The sequence below is a fragment of the Rhodococcus sp. 852002-51564_SCH6189132-a genome (genome assembly GCF_001665495.1).
GTDB lineage: Bacteria > Actinomycetota > Actinomycetes > Mycobacteriales > Mycobacteriaceae > Rhodococcus > Rhodococcus pyridinivorans.
The window spans coordinates 18,292-34,186 of the sequence record NZ_LZMJ01000034.1 but is presented as its reverse complement, the minus strand read 5'-3'; the positions used below and the strand labels follow the sequence as shown (position 1 = coordinate 34,186).

General features: G+C 69.1%; 13 protein-coding genes and 1 pseudogene. 9 read left to right on the top strand and 5 right to left on the bottom strand.

Annotated elements, in window-relative coordinates; genetic code table 11:
* Positions 1-20: 20 nt before the first annotated feature.
* On the top strand, positions 21-824 hold the full coding sequence (locus A5767_RS06620) for a glutamate racemase (RefSeq protein WP_006552244.1): 804 nt from the start codon (positions 21-23) through the stop codon (positions 822-824).
* A 162-nt stretch (positions 825-986) separates the two neighbouring features.
* On the top strand, positions 987-2,237 hold the full coding sequence (locus A5767_RS06615; protein WP_064851960.1) for an MFS transporter: 1,251 nt from the start codon (positions 987-989) through the stop codon (positions 2,235-2,237).
* A 52-nt stretch (positions 2,238-2,289) separates the two neighbouring features.
* On the opposite strand, the gene A5767_RS06610 is transcribed toward A5767_RS06615, so the two are convergent.
* The gene (locus tag A5767_RS06610; RefSeq protein ID WP_064851959.1) at positions 2,290-3,345 is read right to left on the bottom strand and encodes a ferredoxin--NADP reductase; all 1,056 of its coding nucleotides are present in this window, start codon (positions 3,343-3,345) and stop codon (positions 2,290-2,292) included.
* Positions 3,346-3,644: 299 nt separating this feature from the next.
* Between A5767_RS06610 and mdo the strand changes: the two genes are divergently transcribed.
* The 3 genes from mdo (at position 3,645) to madC (ending at position 7,649) form a co-directional block, all read left to right on the top strand.
* Positions 3,645-4,916, top strand: coding sequence for an NDMA-dependent methanol dehydrogenase (mdo, locus tag A5767_RS06605; RefSeq protein WP_024101655.1), 1,272 nt, complete (start codon positions 3,645-3,647; stop codon positions 4,914-4,916).
* 80 nt (positions 4,917-4,996) lie between these two features.
* A complete protein-coding gene (locus A5767_RS06600; RefSeq protein ID WP_064851958.1) occupies positions 4,997-6,100 on the top strand; it encodes a MadB family AAA-type ATPase in 1,104 nt (367 codons plus the stop codon).
* 7 nt (positions 6,101-6,107) lie between these two features.
* Complete coding sequence (madC, locus tag A5767_RS06595; RefSeq protein ID WP_064851989.1) at positions 6,108-7,649, top strand: MadC family VWA domain-containing protein; 1,542 nt, start codon at positions 6,108-6,110, stop codon at positions 7,647-7,649.
* 7 nt (positions 7,650-7,656) lie between these two features.
* Here madC and A5767_RS06590 read toward each other — a convergent pair.
* A pseudogene (locus A5767_RS06590) lies at positions 7,657-8,145 on the bottom strand (SRPBCC domain-containing protein); the annotation flags it as partial.
* A 58-nt stretch (positions 8,146-8,203) separates the two neighbouring features.
* Between A5767_RS06590 and ggt the strand changes: the two are divergent.
* From ggt to A5767_RS06570, 4 genes are all read left to right on the top strand, one after another.
* Positions 8,204-10,201, top strand: a complete 1,998-nt coding sequence (ggt, locus tag A5767_RS06585) for a gamma-glutamyltransferase (protein ID WP_064851957.1) — start codon at positions 8,204-8,206, stop codon at positions 10,199-10,201.
* Between the two features lie 175 nt (positions 10,202-10,376).
* Positions 10,377-11,609: an iron-containing alcohol dehydrogenase gene (locus A5767_RS06580; RefSeq protein WP_024101652.1), complete on the top strand. Its 1,233-nt coding sequence runs from the start codon at positions 10,377-10,379 to the stop codon at positions 11,607-11,609.
* Positions 11,606-12,979, top strand: a complete 1,374-nt coding sequence (locus tag A5767_RS06575) for a MadS family sensor histidine kinase (RefSeq protein WP_064851956.1) — start codon at positions 11,606-11,608, stop codon at positions 12,977-12,979. Before A5767_RS06580 ends, A5767_RS06575 begins: the two co-directional genes overlap by 4 nt.
* On the top strand, positions 12,976-13,653 hold the full coding sequence (locus A5767_RS06570) for a MadR family response regulator transcription factor (RefSeq protein WP_006553550.1): 678 nt from the start codon (positions 12,976-12,978) through the stop codon (positions 13,651-13,653). The genes A5767_RS06575 and A5767_RS06570 overlap by 4 nt, the downstream gene beginning before the upstream one ends.
* A gap of 183 nt (positions 13,654-13,836) precedes the next feature.
* Here A5767_RS06570 and A5767_RS06565 read toward each other — a convergent pair whose 3' ends face one another.
* From A5767_RS06565 to mftR, 3 genes are all read right to left on the bottom strand, one after another.
* Entirely contained in the window at positions 13,837-14,277 is a 441-nt protein-coding gene (locus tag A5767_RS06565; RefSeq protein ID WP_064060468.1) for a hypothetical protein, read from the bottom strand.
* An 82-nt stretch (positions 14,278-14,359) separates the two neighbouring features.
* Positions 14,360-15,163 carry a mycofactocin oligosaccharide methyltransferase MftM gene (gene mftM, locus A5767_RS06560; RefSeq protein WP_006553548.1) on the bottom strand — a complete coding sequence of 268 codons (804 nt, stop codon included), beginning with the start codon at positions 15,161-15,163 and terminating at the stop codon, positions 14,360-14,362.
* Complete coding sequence (gene mftR, locus A5767_RS06555; protein ID WP_064851955.1) at positions 15,160-15,825, bottom strand: mycofactocin system transcriptional regulator; 666 nt, start codon at positions 15,823-15,825, stop codon at positions 15,160-15,162. The genes mftM and mftR overlap by 4 nt, the downstream gene beginning before the upstream one ends.
* Between the last annotated feature and the right edge of the window lie 70 nt (positions 15,826-15,895).

Sequence of the window (15,895 nt, the reverse complement as noted above, 5' to 3'; positions counted from 1 at the left end):
CGACCCGCTAGATTCGTAGGGTGATCGTTGCGCTCATCGACTCGGGTCTCGGGCTGTTGCCGACGTCCGCGTGGCTGCGACGGTTGCGTCCCGATCTCGACCTCATGTTGTCGACGGATCCCGACGGCGCCCCGTGGGGCCCGAAGTCTCCGGACTGGGTGATCGACCGGGTCGTCACCACCGCCCGTCGCGCCGTCGCCCGGGGCGCCGAGGTGGTCGTGCTCCCGTGCAACACCGCATCGGTGACCGCCCTCGAACACGTCCGGGCCGATCTCGGTCCGGCGGTGCCCGTGGTGGGCACGGTCCCCGCGGTCAAGCCCGCGGCCGCGGCGTGCGATTCGGTGGCGATCTGGGCCACCGCGGCGACCACCGCGAGCAGGTACCAGGCGAATCTGATCGACCAGTTCGCGAACGGGTCCGAGGTCGTCGGCGTGGCGTGTCACGGACTTGCCGACGCCATCGATGCGGGTGATCGGGTGGCCGTCGCCGCAGCGGTCGCCTCCGCGGCCGAGCGCACCCCTCGGGATGTCCAGGGTGTGGTTCTCGGTTGCACCCACTATCCGCTTGTCGCCGACACCATCATCGAACACCTGCCGGCCGGAGTGCGCCTGTTCGACAGCGCCGAGGCCGTCGCACGGCAGACGCTGCGCCGGATCGATGCGCTCGGGCGACCCGCCTCGGGTTCGGGCCGTGTCGAAGTCTTCCGCAGCGGTGTGCCCGGAGAGTTGCCGCTGGCAGCGACGGTCTTCGCTGCCGGTCGCGCCCTGCTCGCGGCGCCCGGTGACATGCGGGACGAGGACGTCGAGGACGCCACCTCCCTCTGAGTGTCCGAGCCGTCGGGTGGATGGCCGGAGGAATACTTCGTCGAGCGAAGTATGTTGGTGAAGGGGTGTTCACCAATTCGCGCGGAGGCGCTCGTTCGTTTCCGCGTGGGACACGCCGTTCGTCTCTCGCGTGGAACGCGCCGATCACCTTCTGGAGGTTCGATGACTGCTCCAGTCCAGCCCCGCGGCCGTATCCGCTCGTTCGGTTTCGCCGTGGTCGGCCTGGGAGCGTTCACCCTCACCGCGTCGTCGTCGGCACCGTCACCGCTGTATCCCGTCTACCAGCAGATGTGGGGGTTCTCCGCGGCGATGCTCACGGTGGTGTTCGCGGTCTACGTGCTCGCACTGCTCGCGGCGCTCGTGACGGTGGGGTCGCTGTCCGACCACGTCGGGCGCAGACCCGTGATCGTGACGGCCCTGCTGTTGCTCGCGGCGAGCATGGTGGTCTTCATCGCCTCCCCGGGGGTGGGGTGGCTGATCGTCGCGCGGATCCTGCAGGGTCTCGCGGTGGGCGCAGCGACGAGCGCGCTGGCGGCGGCCGTGATCGAGATGCAGCCGAACAGGCACATCGGTCCGCTGATCAACACCGCGGCGCCGTCGCTCGGCCTCGCGCTCGGCGCGGCGGGAGCCGGCGTACTCGTACAGTTCGCGCCGCTCCCCACGGTCCTGAGCTATGCGGTCGTCGGCGTTCTCGCCGTCGTGCTGGCGATCGCGCTGATCTTCGTGCCGGAGACCTCGCCGTCGGTGGGTTTCCCGTCGCGACGCGACGCCCTGCGGAGCCTGGCGCCGAGCGCGTCGGTGCCCCGTGAGGTCCGGGGCCGCTATCTGCTCATCCTGCCCAGTCTGATGTCGGCGTGGGCACTCGGCGGGCTGTACATGTCGCTGGGGCCCTCGATCGTCGACTCGGTATTCGGTATCGACAACCGCCTCGCCGCGGGTCTGGCGATCGGCACGCTGTTCACGGCGGGCACGGTCGCGGCGACCACCACGGCCCGCCGCGACCCCCATCGCATCGTGATCCTCGGGGCCGTGTTGCTCGTGACGGGACTGGCCGCGGTGATCACCGCGCTCCTCACGGGATGGGTCGCGGCGTACTACGCGGGTACCGCGGTCGCCGGCTTCGGCTGGGGTTCGACCTTCGTCGCGGCCATGGGCGTGGTCGGCTCGCTCGGCCGACCCCACGAGCGCGGCCGGATATTCGCAACGACCTTCGTCGTCTGCTACTTCGCGTTCTCGGTGCCCGCGATGGCCGCCGGGGCGGCGGCCGGATCGTTCGGCCTGATGTCCACCGCCGTCGGCTACGGCGTGGTCGTCGCCGTGCTGGCGCTCGTGGCCGGGGTCGGCGTGCTCGTGCGAAAGCCGAAGCCCGACTCCGCCGGGATGCGGGAAGTGCCCGTGCCCGCACGCTCGTAGGCGCCGGGCACTTCCGCAGAGGGTGTGAGCAGCGGGGCGTGAGCCCGCCGGCTCAGAACTCGATCTTGAGGTGGTCGGTCACCGGCCGCGCCTGGCAACCGAGGATGTAACCCGCCTCGATGTCCTCGGGATCGAGCACGTCGCAGTTCTCCATCTCGACCTTGCCCTCGAGCACGGTGCACGCGCACGACCCGCATTCGCCCTCCTGGCACGAGTACGGCACGTCGATGCCCTTCGCGAGCATGATGTCGACAAGGGTCTGCTTGCGCGGCCACGAGAGCTTGTGGACCTCGCCGTCGAGTTCGACCTCGACGGTCGCGGCGTCGGCGGCGTCCTCGTCGCTGACCTCGACCGGTGCCTGGTCGGCGAACGGGTCGCCCGACAGCGAGTTGAAGACCTCGGCGTGCACGCGGGCACGGGGCATGCCCACGGTGTTCAGTGCCTGGTGGACCGTGTCCATGAACGGGCCGGGGCCGCACATGAACGCCTCGTACGACTCGTAGGGCGCTGCGATCGTCGCCAGCTGGTCGGCGGTGGGCAGACCCTGGACGGACTCGAGCCAGTGCACGACGGTCAGGCGCGTCGGGTACTTCTCCGCGAGAGCGCGCAGCTCCTCGGCGAAGATGACGGACTCCTCGTCGCGGTTGGCATAGACCAGCACCACCGTGCCGCCGCCCTGGGTGAGCGCGGACTTGAGGATCGAGATCACCGGGGTGATGCCGCTGCCGGCACCGAACAGCAGGAAGTCGTGGTCGAGCGACTTCGGGGTGAAGACACCCGCGGGAGGCAGCACCTCGAGGGTCTGTCCGGCCGCGATGTTGTCGCACAGCCAGTTGGATCCGTAGCCGTCGGCGGTGCGCTTGACGGTGACCTTGGGGGCGTCGTCGGTGAACGGGGAGCTCGCGAGCGAGTAGCAGCGGGCCACCGAGCCCGTCCGGTCGCTCGGGATGCGCAGGGTGAGGAACTGGCCGGGTCGGTAGGCGAACTTGTCGCGCAGCTCGTCCGGGACGGCGAACACGATCGACCGCGTGTCGGCGGTCTCCTCGACGACGGCGGACACGGTGAGGATCACCGAGCGTGAGCCGTGGGGCACCTCGACAGTCGTCATGGGTGGGTCTCGTCCTCTCCTGCAAAGATGGCCGCGCACGACCGAATCTAGAACGTGTTCTAATTCAGGTTACCAGCGCGCATGGGATGAGGAAAACGGTACCGGCACTGCTCGGGCGGGTGCGGAACCCACCCGGTCAGCGGGAGGTGCCCTACCCGAACGGGTGGTGACCCCACGGCGACCGGACGGTTTCGGCCGCTGTGCCTTTCACGCCTCGCAGCTCTGGTCGATGGTGAATCCCGGATGAGGTCCACATCACACTCCCGATCCGGTACACCCCCTCTGCGAGGAGATACACCATGGCAATCGAGCTCAATCAGATCTGGGACTTCCCGATCAAGGAATTCCACCCCTTCCCCCGCGCGCTGATGGGTGTCGGCGCCCACGACATCCTCGGTGTCGAGGCGAAGAACCTCGGTTTCAAGCGTGCCCTGCTGATGACCACCGGCCTGCGCGGATCGGGGATCATCGAGGAGCTCATCGGCAAGATCGAGTACCAGGGCGTCGAGGTCGTCCTCTACGACAAGGTCGAGTCCAACCCCAAGGACTACAACGTCATGGAGGCCGCGGCGCTCTACCAGAAGGAGAAGTGCGACTCGATCATCTCCGTCGGGGGCGGATCGAGCCACGACGCCGCGAAGGGCGCCCGCGTCGTGATCGCCCACGACGGCCGCAACATCAACGAGTTCGAGGGCTTCGCGAAGTCCACCAACAAGGAGAACCCGCCGCACATCGCCGTCTCCACGACCGCCGGCACCGGCTCCGAGACGTCCTGGGCCTACGTCATCACCGACACCTCCGACATGGACCACCCACACAAGTGGGTCGGCTTCGACGAGGCCACGATCGTCACCCTCGCGATCGACGACCCGCTGCTCTACTACAGCTGCCCCCAGCACTTCACCGCCTACTGCGGTTTCGACGTCCTCGCCCACGGCTCCGAGCCGTACGTCTCCCGGCTGGACTTCGCCCCGTCGCTCGGCAACGCCCTGTACTCGATCGAGCTCGTCGCGAAGCACCTGCGTGAAGCGGTCTTCGAGCCGCGCAACCTCAAGGCCCGCGAAGGCATGATGAACGCCCAGTACATCGCCGCGCAGGCCTTCAACTCCGGCGGCCTCGGCATCGTGCACTCCATCTCGCACGCCGTCTCGGCCTTCTTCGACAGCCACCACGGCCTCAACAACGCCATCGCCCTGCCGCGCGTGTGGGAGTACAACCTGCCCTCCCGCTACGAGCATTACGCCCGCATCGCCACCGCGATGGGCGTGGACACCCGCAACATGACCACCGTCCAGGCCGCCGACGCGGCCGTCGAAGCGGCGATCCGTCTCGCGAAGGACGTCGGCATCCCCGACAACTTCGGGCAGGTGCGCACCGACTCGTACGAGAAGAACCAGATGAACACCAAGAAGTATGCGGGTCGCGGAGACGCGATCCGCGGCGACGAGAAGACCGTCCGGGCGATCTCCGAGCACATCCAGGACGACTGGTGCACCCCGGGCAACCCCCGCGAGGTCACCGTCGACTCGATGATCCCGGTCGTCGACCACTGCATCAACCGGTCCTACTGAGAACCCGCGCTCCCGGGGCGTCCCCTGCGCCCCGGGAGCGCCCTGCTCCGCTGCGACCACGCCACAGAAGGAGACCCCGGATGACCCCGTTCGCCTCGGGCGCCGAGTTGAAGGATGCGCTGCGCCGGCACGACTACATCGCCGACGACGAGTTCGCGACCGTCGTGCACCTCGCCACCGCACTCGAGCGGCCCCTACTGCTCGAAGGCCCCGCCGGGGTCGGCAAGACCGAACTGGCCAAGGCGCTCGCCGCGGTCGGCGGCCGGAAACTGGTTCGACTGCAGTGCTACGAAGGGCTCGACGACAGCCGCGCCCTCTACGAGTGGGACTACGCCAAACAGCTGCTGCACGTGCAGATGCTGCGCGACCGCATCGGCGAACTGCTCGCCGGTCGCGCCGACCTCGCGGACGCGTCGAAGTTCCTCGCGCAGCAGGACTTCGGACTGTACTCGGAGACCTTCCTGTCGGTCCGTCCGCTGCTCGAGGCCGTGCTCTCGGAGGAGCCGGTGGTCCTGCTCGTCGACGAGGTGGACCGCACCGAGGAATCCATGGAGGCACTGTTGCTCGAGGTGCTCGCCGAACGGCAGGTGACGATCCCCGAGGTCGGCACGTTCACGGCCCGGTCCACACCGTGGGTGATCCTGACCTCCAACGACACTCGCGAGTTGTCACCCGCGCTCAAGCGTCGCTGCCTGCACTACCACGTCGGATACCCGACACCCGAGCGTGAACGCGAGATCGTCACCGCGCGGGTGCCGGACGTGCGCCCGGGAACGGCTCACCAGATCGTCGACCTGTCCCGGACCCTGCGCGATCTGCCGCTGCGCAAGAGTCCCTCGATCTCGGAGGTCATCGACGCCGCGCGCGCGGCGACGGTGATGGGACACGACGCCGACGATCCGGATTCGCTGGGCGGCATGCGCGACGTGCTGCTGGCGACGCTGCTCAAGTACACCGGCGACGTCGACCTCGCGAAGACCCGGCTCGGCGGTGCGGCACCGGCAGCCGCGGTGTCCGAACCGATCGCACCCGAAGCGAGTGCGCCCGAAGCTGTTGTGACCGAATCTGGTTCGTCGCGTGAACGCGTGACGGTCGCATCGCGCCCGGCGAACACCACGACGGCCGTCTTCCGGGGACGCGGTGGTGGTGGTCGCGACGCCGCGGGCAGCGGACTGCGGGGGTGACCCCGCAATGCACGCATCCCGGGTCACACAGGTGACCGCGCTCGACGAGCGTCGCCCCCGCTACGTGCTCGACGTGGTAGCGGCGGTGTTCGGCCTGCTCCTGCGACGCCACGGTGTCGCGGCGTCACCGGCCGAGAGCATCGAGGTGCGCCGGGTGCTCGACATGGTCCCCGCCCGCGAGCGGGATTCGCTGCGCGCGTGCCTGCGGGCGGTGTGTGCCAAGTACTCGCACGAGCGGGCCGGTTTCGAGCGCGCTTTCGACGAGTTGTTCGGTGCGGTCGACGCCGCCGTCGCCACGAGCGGCGGCGGTCCCGCCCGCGCGCAGTTCGCCGAGTCCCTGCCGGCGGCACTCGAGATCGGCGACGACCCGAGCGTCGCGCGCTACGCCGAGTACAACGAACGCGCAGCCGAGGTCGGCGACCACTTCGACACTCCGGAGGCCCGCAAGGGTTTCAACCCGCACAAGGACGACGACGATGTGTCGATGACGTCGTCCGACGCCGATCTGTCGGTGGACACGGATGCGGACTCGGGCCGTCGCGGCGTCACCTACACCGTCGACGTCGAGAATGCGGCGACCACGACGGTGGGTGATCTGTCCGGTGAACCGGGGGCCGCGGTCGTCGGATCGTTGTCGTGGGACGACCCGGCGTCGATTCTCGCGTGGCTCGACGCCTACGACCCGCACCGCACCTACGGGGGAGAGGTCCTCGACGAACCTCTCTCCGCATCCCAGCTCGCGCGTCTCGTGGATGCGGTCGAGGCGTTCGTGGCTTCGCTCGCCGCCGTGGCGCCGGGGACCGAAGGTGTCGAGGCACCCGAATCGCACGACACCGCCGGCATCGATCGCGCCGAGATCGAACTCGCGTGCCACGAGGTGCTGCGTCGCATGCGCGGACCGGTCCGGCCCCATCCGCGTGAGCGGACCCGCGGGCGGCTCGACATGCGTAGGACCGCCCGAGCGGGGATGCGGACCGACGGGGTGCCGTTCCGGCTCGTCGTCCGCGCGCCCCGCCCCGACCGGGTGCGGCTGCTCGTCCTCGCCGACGTCTCGCTGTCGGTCCGTCCGATCACCGCGTTCACACTCCGGCTCGCCCAGGCGATGCACGGACGGGCGCACCGGTGCCGGGTGGTCGCGTTCGTCGATCGTCCGGTGGACGTGACGACACAGTTGCTCGCCGCCGACGGCGACGGTGCACTGGCGGCCGTACTCGCCCATCCCGCAGTCGATCTCGAAGCGAGCAGCGACTACGGCAGGATGTTCGACGAACTGCTCACCGAACATTCCGGATCGATCGACGGCCGGACGTCGGTGCTGGTCGTGGGGGACGGGCGCTGCAACGGTCTGCCCCCGCGTATCGATCGGCTCGAGGAACTCCGTCGTCGCGTGCACCGCCTCGCGTGGATCACGCCCGAGCCCGAGCGGTACTGGCCGCAGGCGACCTGCGCGATGCCCGATTACGCCGAACTGTGCGACGAGGTGGTCGTCGCCCGCGACGGCGCGCAACTGCTCGCGCGCGCCGCCGAACTCGGCCACGCCCTGCGGTGAACGGCGCTCACCGCGTCGCGGACCCGGTCAGCAGTTCCTCGAGTCGTTCGAAGCCCTCGGTCAGGCCGGTCTCCATGCCCGTTTCCGCCATGCCGTCGCGGGCCTCCTGGCTCGGGTACACAGCATGGCCGACCAGCTTGCAGCGGCCGTTCCCGAGATCGACGAAGGTGAGCGTCTCGAGGCTCACCACGTCCGGGAACCCGAGGAATTCGAAGGTCTGGACGATGAGTTCGTTCTCGCGGACGGTGTGGAAGACACCCGCGAAGCGGTAGCTGCCGCCGTCGTCGGAGTGTTCGTAGCGGTACGAACCGCCGGTGCGGAGGTCGTACTCCTCGATCTTCATCTCCATGCCGCGCGGGCCGAGCCACTGCGCGACGGCGTCGAGACCGCGGAACTGCTGTTCCTTCACCAACCGGTAGCGGTCGATCCAGGAGGTCAGCATCTCCAGCCGTGCGGGCTTCAGGTGGACGGGCCGGCGCTGGGCGTCGCGCGTGCGCAAACGGATCGCGGTCGAATTCCCTACGGGCACTCACGCGCCCGGCTACGGTCAGTGAATGGTCCTGCCCTCGAGAGCCCGGTCCGGTGTCCGCGCGGCCTTCGCCGCGGCCGTCTCGATCACCCTCCTCGGCGCGTGTACGTCCGCGTCGGACGATATGGAGTCGGGCGGTACGGCTGACGTGCAGGAGACCGCGGCAGCCGCGACCTGCACCGCCGAACCCAACGGCACCCCGATCGCCGAGACGCAGCCGGCGACGGAGACCGGGGATCGCGACATCTCCACGAACCCCGAGATCGCGACCGGTTACCGCGCCGGCATGACCGCGGTGACCACCTCCTCCTTCGCCGTGTCGACGGCCAATCCCGCATCCACCGAAGCGGCATGCGAGGTCCTGCGCGACGGCGGGACCGCGGCCGACGCACTCGTCGCCGCCCAGATGGTCCTCGGTCTGGTCGAACCCCAGTCGTCGGGTATCGGCGGTGGAGCGTTCCTGGTGTACTACGACGCCGAGTCCGGTGAGGTGAAGGCATACGACGGCCGCGAGACGGCACCGATGTCCGCGACCGAGAACTATCTGCGCTGGATCAGCGACACCGATCGCACCGAACCCCGCCCCGACGCGCGTGCGAGCGGCCGCTCGATCGGCGTGCCCGGCGTCGTGCGGATGCTCGAAACCGTCCACGCGAAGCACGGGAGTGCCGCCTGGGGCGAATTGTTCCGCCCCGCGATCGATCTCGCCGATCAGGGCATCGTGATCAGCGACCGTCTGGCGCAGTCGATCGCCGATTCCGCCGAGCAGCTCGCCGTCGACGACGAGGCCCGCGCCTACTTCCTGCAGGCCGACGGCTCGCCCAAGCCCGAAGGTGAGATCCTCACGAATCCGGCGATGTCCAAGACGCTCTCGGCGATCGCCACCGACGGCGCCGACGCCTTCTACACCGGTGACATCGCGGCCGGCATCGTCGAGTCCACCGGCACCGATTCGGGCGGGCGTACACCCGGAACGATGACCCTCGACGATCTCGCCGTCTACGAGGCGAAGGAACGGCAACCGCTGTGCACCCCCTACCGCGAGTACGAGATCTGCGGGATGCCCAACCCGTCCTCGGGTGGCATGGCGGTCGCGGCGACGCTCGGCATCCTCGAGAACTTCGACCTCGCGTCGCTGCCGCCGGGTGATGTCGATGCCGACGGTGGCGTCCCCGACGCGGATGCGGTGCACCTGATCTCCGAAGCCGAACGACTCGCCTACGCCGATCGCGACAAGTACGTCGCCGACGCCGATTTCGTGCCCCTGCCGGGTGGCTCGCTCGAGACCCTGGTGAACCCGGACTACCTGTCCGAACGCGCAGGGCTGATCGACCCCGGCAAGAGCATGGGCGAGGCGCAGCCCGGCGACTTCGGTCCGGTCCCGCTCGGCATGCCGCCGCAGAGCCCCGAACACGGCACCAGCCACATCTCGGTCGCGGACAGCTACGGCAACGTGGCATCCATGACGACCACCATCGAGTCGGCCTTCGGCTCGTTCCACATGACCGACGGCGTCCTCCTCAACAATCAGCTCACGGACTTCTCGGCCGAACCGGTCGACGAGGAGGGACTGCCCGTCGCCAACCGCGTCGAACCCGGCAAGCGGCCGCGCAGCTCGATGGCCCCGACGCTCGTCTTCGATCGCACCTCCGACGGCGGTCGCGGCGACATCCGGATGGTGGTCGGGTCGCCGGGCGGCTCGGTGATCATCCAGTTCGTCGTCAAGACACTCGTGAACACTCTCGACTGGGGACTCGACCCGCAGCAGGCCGTCTCGGCCGTGTCGTTCGGCGCTGCGAACACCCCCGTCACAGGGGTCGGCGGCGAGCATCCGGCGATCGACGGTGCCGACGACGGAGCGAACGATCCACTCGTGCAGCAGCTCCGCGACAGGGGCCACGAGGTGTCCGTCGCCCCGCAGTCCAGTGGACTGAGCGCGCTGCTGCGTCAGGGGGAGGGATGGATCGGTGGCGCCGACCCCCGACGCGAGGGCGCCGTGATGGGTGATACCGGCGGGCAGTGACGATCGGCGCCCTATATCCGTCGAGCGCGGATCGACGCCCGTGACCTACCCTGTCGAATAGGTGCCGACCTCACCATCGGTCCGGTGCGTCCCGTGCCCGCTCCGCCCGACAACCCGCGCACCGTAAGCTGGATCACACAGGTGCGCGGATCGTGCGGATCGTCAGGAGTGAACAGTGGCCGTCGTCATGCCGGGACACCAGAACACGACCCATCCCCGTGCTTCCGCGCCCCCTCGGGACGACCACCCCGCTTCGGGGCCGGCCCTGGTCAAGTTCCACGCCCCCGAGATCGTCTTCGGGGAGGGCTCGCTCGTCGAAGCGGCCCACGCCGCCGTCCGGCTCGGCGGTGTCCGCCCCATGCTCGTCACCGACCCGGGACTGATCGAAGCCGGCTGGGTCGACGAACTCCTGCAGCACCTGCGTGATCAGGGGGTCGACGCCACCGTGTGGGCCGGTCTCACCCCCAATCCCAAGGACCACGAGGTCGCGACCGGCCACGAGGTGTACCGGTCGCGGGGCTGCGACGTCCTCGTCGCGCTGGGCGGTGGCTCGGTGATCGACGCCGCGAAGGGCGTCGCGATCCTCGCCGCCAATGGCGGCAACATCCTCGACTACGAGGGCGTCGACCGAGCGCCGTTGCCCATCCCGCCGATGGTCATGGTGCCGTCGACGTCCGGGACGGGAGCCGACGTCTCCCAGTTCTGCGTGGTCACCGACACCGCGCGCGGCAGCAAGATCACCATCATCGGCCGGTCGCTCGTCCCCGACCTCACGGTGATCGATCCGCGACTGCTCACCACCATGCCCGACGACCTCAACGCCGCCACCGGACTCGACGCCCTCACCCACGGCATCGAGGCGTTCGTCTCCCGCGCCCACAACCCCCTCACCGACCATCACGCACTGCGGGCGGTCGGCATGGTCACCGGCACGCTCGTGCGCACGATCGACGACCCGACCTACATGCCCGCTCGCGCCACCATGGCCCAGGCCAGTCTCGAGGCCGGACTCGCGTTCACCAACGCCATCCTCGGTGCAGCCCACGCGATGAGCCATCAGGTCGGCGGTCTGCTCGACCTGCCGCACGGGGTCATCAACGGCGTGCTGCTGCCGCACGTCATCCGGTTCAACGGTGCCGACGATCCCGAGCCGTTCGTCCAGGTCGCCGCGACCCTCGGTCTGGAGGAGGCGCGCGGTGCCGCGCCCGAGGCCGTCGATGCCGTCGCGTCGCGCATCGACGCCCTCGCCCGTCAGGTGGGCGTGCCGCGCGGACTGCGCCAACTCGGCGTGCGGGAGGAAGACCTGCCGCGACTCGCCGAGGGAGCACTGCGCGACGCGTGCATGTCGACGAATCCGCGCACCGCGACCCGCGACCAGATGATCGAGTTGTTCCGGACGGCGCTGTGAGTGCTCCCGACCTGTCGGCACTGACCGGACTCCGCTCCGGGAAGTCGACCTTCTATCCGCAGTACCGCGGCGCCGCCGAACGGCTCGAACGCGTCGTCCACGCACTCGAACTGATCTCCCGGGCATTGGTGCGCACGGTCGAGGGGCCCGAGACGCTTATCTGCGCCGTCGCCGAAGCCGCCCGCGCGCACCTGAGCGCGACGTGGGTGGCCTTCGCGCTCGCCGACGGTGTCCTGCCCGATGCCGGGCCGCGCAGGCTCGTGCTCGGTCCCGACGCCACCCCCTTCCTCGTCGACAACGTCGAGGGGCCGCCCCTTCCCGACGAGGTCGTGGCCCTGCTCGACGCCGTGCGCACCGGTGCCGTCGAACGACGCGAGCTGGTCGAGAAGCACCATGCGTTCGTGCCCATCGTCCTCGACGGGGGAGTCGCCGGCGCCATCGCCGCGTGGACGCCGGACCACCGCGTCCTCGACACGACCGACCGCGCCGTCCTGTCGATCCTGGCCAGCCAGACCGCGGTCGCGCTGCAGAACTCCGCGCTCTACCAGCGCGGGCAACTCCTGCTCGAACGCGCCGAACAGGCCTACCGCGAAGCGAACCGCTCCGCCGCCGATCTGCAGGCACGCAACGAGGAACTCGAAGCGACCCTGAAGAAACTCGCTCTCACGCAGCGGCAGCTGGGCGTCGCCCACCGGAACCAGGCGCTCGACGAGGAACGCCACCGCATCGCGCGCGAGCTCCACGACAGCGTCACGCAGGCCGTGCTCTCGGCGGGCATGCAGATCGAGGTGTGCCGCAGCGACATTCCCGACGCCGAACGCAGCGAACGACTCGACCTCGCCAAGGAACTCACCCGCGGTGCCGTCGAGCAGTTGCGATCCGCGATCTACGCGCTGAACCGGCCGTCCGATTCCGAACGGATGTCGTTGCCGGAGATGCTCGAACAGCTCAGCGTGGCCCACATGCCGGGCGAACTCGAGGTCAAGACGAGAATGGGTGGCACACCGGTCGAGTTGAGCGGCGAGGCCGAGCACGCCCTGCTCCGGATCGCCGGCGAAGCGTTGTTCAACGCGGCGGTGCACGCCAACGCGAGTCGCGTGGTGCTGCGGCTCAGTTATGGACGCGATGCGGTCCTGCTGTCGGTCGCTGACGACGGCGACGGCGACCCGGCGCGTCTGCGGGTGATGCTGCGACTCGCCGCCAACGACCTCGACGGGAGCCATCGCGGTCTCGCGAACATGCAGGCCCGCGCCCGCGAACTCGGTGGCACCCTCGAGGTGCGTCGTTCCCGGTTCGGTGGAGTGCGAATCGCGGCCCGTATCCCGTTGCAGGACAATGCTGTAGCTCAACAGGTGGGAGAACCGTCATGACCGTCACGCCGCCTCGGATGACCCCGCGGGCGCGGCCCGGCACGGTGCGCATCGCACTCGTCGACGACCACGCGATCCTCCGCCAGGGACTCCGCTCGATCCTCGATCGCGAACCGGATCTCGAAGTGGTGGGGGAGGCCTCGACGGACGTGGAGGCGCTCGCGCTCGTCGACCGCATGCGCCCCGACATCGTGCTGCTCGATCTCAAGCTCTCGGCCGGGTCGGACTTCGAGGGACTGGGATTGTGCGGGCGGCTGTCCTCGGCGCACCCGGGCATCGGTCTGCTCGTGCTCACCACCTTCCTCGACGAACAACTCGTCGTGCGGGCGGTGCACGCGGGCGCGCGTGGTTACGTCGTCAAGGACGTCGACACCACCGAACTGGTGCGCGCCATCCGGGCGGTCTCTCGCGGTGAGAGCGCCTTCGACTCGCGCAGCGCGGCGGCGGTCGTGCGTTCGCTCAACGGGCAGGGCACATCCGCCGAACAGTTGACCGGCCGGGAACTCGAGGTGCTGAAGCTTCTCGCCGCCGGCATGTCGAACGTGAAGATCGGTGAGCAGCTTTTCATCTCGGCCACCACCGTGAAGTTTCACGTCAGCAACATCATGCGCAAGCTCGGGGTGAGCCGCCGGGCCGAGGCGGTCTACGCCGCCAGCAAGCAGGGGCTGATCTGACCGCCTGGCCCCTTCCGCGGCTCAGCTCTGCGCGGTGAGCTTGCTGCTGTAGGCCGCACCCCAGTCGTCGAGCCACGCGGCGACGGCCAACGGTTTCGCGTTCGGTGTCCGCGACGAGCGTGGCCGCGTCCGCAAATACGGCGACGGGGGACTGGCGGGTACGGACCCGACGTCCACACCGCGTCAGCGTCCGGTCGGAGCAGGCGAGTGCAATGGCACGAGTACCGACAGTGCGCCGGTATACAGGATCAGGCGCAGTAGCGGTCCGCCTCGGAGAAGCTGCCGGGTGATCTCCCGGACCCGTCGGCCCTCGTCCTCACCCGGCGGCGCGGCGAGCACGATCGCGGGACCGGAACCGGGCCGGGTCGCGGTGACGAGCAGACACTCCTCGACGGTGGTCAGTACCGGAATGTCGTTCGCGCCCTCGGTCTTTCCAATCGCCACGGCGTCGTAGTCGGAGTCGTCCGCATCGTCGTGGAAGACGAGCAGCCGCACGTCCGGTCGCTCGGGGAGCGGCCGACAGTCCGTCACCACTCCGCACGACATGTCCCGCGATGCGCCGGGGTGGGGAAGGACGACGCGACGAGTCGTCCAGCCGAAGTGGCTCTCGACGATGTGGTCCATCACGCCACCTCCTTCCGTACATACCGGGTATTCGTCGCCGGACGGGAAACGGATGGGCGGGCAGGCGGATGGCCCGGGTGGATCACCCGATGACGAGCCACCCACCGTGGTGTTCGAACACCTCGAAGGGACGCCCCGTACTGCGGCCCAGTTCCTCGAGTGCGGGCAGGTCGAAGGTGCGCACGTGTCCGTGGCAGGCCGTCGCCTCGTCCTCGAACGGCACCGCGACCACCACCCGCTGCCGGGCGATCCGCAGCGCCTCGGCGAGGATCGTGGCACCGAGGGCGTCGTCGACGTGCTCGAGCAGGTGGATCGCGGTGACTGTGTCGGCGCTGCCGTCGGGCACCGGGACGTTCGCCGCGTCGCACACGAGCGTGTCGACGTGCAGCCCGAGCCGCGGTGCGACCGCATCGAGCAGGCGCATCGTGCCGGGCAGGATGTCGGTGGCGGTGACGGTGGTGCCGGCGGCGGCGAGCCGCAGCGGCAGGAAGCCGAAACACGACCCCAGGTCGAGCACGCTCCCACGCACGAGTTCGGCGGCCCGATTATGGATGGGCGCGAAATCGGCTGTACCGTCGAGCAGTTCGCCGAGCGAGTTGCGGTAGTAGGTGACCCACGAGTCGAGGGCGCCGGGCACCGTGGAGCGGACGAGTCCCACCATCGTCAGCTCGAACTCGTCCTGACCGAACTCGATGTCCTGGATCGAGGCGGTGACCTCGGCGACGAGTCGCTCGCTGATCTGCTCGGCCGTGAGGGAATGCGTGACGTGGAGTCGGTCGTCCTCGCGCCGGACGTTCAGCGGCCCGGCGGGTACGCGTTCGACCGTCACGTGATCGTGTGTCCACCGGCCCGGGCTGCAGGGAGCGAGCGAATCGAGCAGGGTCATTGTTTCGCAACCTTTTTCGGAGGTGTGGAAGGGGGCGGTGTGGAAGGGGAGTGCGGGTCACTGTAGTCGAGTCCGGCCGTCAGTGTCCCCATCCCGGTGGCCAGTAAGTCGTGCAGATCCGATCCGGGTTCGTCGAGCCACGCCTCGTAGGCGGAGATCGCGACACCGAGCAGCAGATAGCCGACGGTGCGGGGGATGTGGTCGTCGGGATCGGCCCCGATGCGACGGGCGACGAACTCGGCGACGACACGTCTCCAGCCCTGGTACATCACCGACGAATAGCCCTGCAGCGCGGGCGTGTGCAGGATGAGACCCATCCGCGCGCGGTGTCGTTCGGCCTCACTGTCGGGGAAGGTGTTGAAGTCGTGCAGGGCGGTGGTCAGCGCTTCCGAGAGCGGAACGTCCTCGGGGATCGTTTCGAGGCTCGCGCGCATGCCGGCGAGGTGTTCGTCGAAGTTTCCCCAGGCCACCTCGTTCTTCGACGGGAAGTAGCGGAAGAAGGTGCGTCGCGCGATGTCGGCCGCCTCGGCGATGTCGTCGATGCTCGTCTCGTCGAAGCCCGCCTCCATGAACAGCTCGATGCCGATTGCGGCGAGTTCCTCCTTCGAGGTGGACGGGCGGCGACCTATCCGAGCGGACGGTTTCCCGCGACTACGCGTCATTCTTCCTCCCGAAGGCGTGACATTCTGCACTCGATGCCATTACGGTGGTGAACCGTCTCACAGCGCAAGT